The sequence below is a fragment of the Oleiphilus sp. HI0043 genome (assembly GCF_001634935.1).
Genome location: NZ_LWEY01001729.1, coordinates 1 through 1,088, shown reverse-complemented (window position 1 = coordinate 1,088; position 1,088 = coordinate 1). Strand labels below are relative to the sequence as shown.

Below are 1,088 nucleotides of genomic sequence, written 5' to 3'. Positions count from 1 at the left end.
AACTGCCTCACTTCAAGAGACAGCTCATCAGCTGCCTCTGCCAGATCAGGAGAAGAGTAAGTAATATCTGCAACATTTTCGGCCAGCTCCGCATATAACTGGTCAGCTTCTTCCTTACGATAACGCTCTTCAAGACCAGCACGCATTTCTTCAAATGCCGGAATTTCATTTGTTTCAATCGACTCAAGCTTAATCAAGTGATAACCAAATTCGGTCTTAACCGGAGCGGATACTTCTCCAGCGGCAAGCGCAAACAAAGCGTTCTCAAAATCCGCAACATACACGCCTTTACCAGAACGACCCAAATCACCTCCAGCAGACGCAGAACCTTCATCTTCTGACAACTCTTTAGCCAATGAATCGAACGCTTCACCTGCTAACAACCTAGCTTCTACTGCTTTGATTTTATCCAGTGCCTGCACTTCAGTCGTATCGTCATCAATTTTAATCAATATATGAGCAGCCGTTCGTTCTTCTTCACCTACGAATTCTGCTTTCTCAGTTTCGTACATTACCATGATTCGCTCTTCATCCACCTCAATTGATTCGGCAAGAGACGCGCGATCAATCGTTAAATAAGAGACATCAACATTACGCGCTTTCTTATACGCATCTTTATGCTCTTCATAATAAGTCGCGACATCTTCGTCACTTACCGCGATTGACTCTATATAATCACTTTTGAAAACTGTAGCCAGACCAAAGTCTCTTGTTTGACGATCCAATGCAACAATCTCATCTCTCTCGTTACCGACAACAAATGCTGAAGCGATCAAGCCTGAACGCGCCTGGTCAATAACAAACTGGGATTTCAAGGACTCTTTATATGATTTCAAAGTTAACGCAGCATTACGCAAAATCATCTGCATTCGTTCATTGCTGAACTTTCCATCGACCTTGAATTGGTCAATATTACGAATGTAGTTTTCAACAGCCTCGTCTGAGATATATAAATCTTTACCTTCTGCGTCCAATACCAAGATCTTTTCGTTGATCAGGCCTTCTAAAACTGAAGACTTTAACAAAGACTCTTCGATAAGATCCGGGTCTGCCCTTTCTCCCATCTGCGCAAGAATCTGGCGACGCTT

The 1,088-nt window shown here is 42.9% G+C and carries 1 protein-coding gene; it reads right to left on the bottom strand.

Annotation, left to right across the window (positions count from 1 at the left end):
• Nucleotides 1-1,088 (bottom strand): peptidylprolyl isomerase (locus tag A3729_RS26380; RefSeq protein WP_197476119.1); only part of this gene is annotated, 1,088 nt, incomplete at both ends.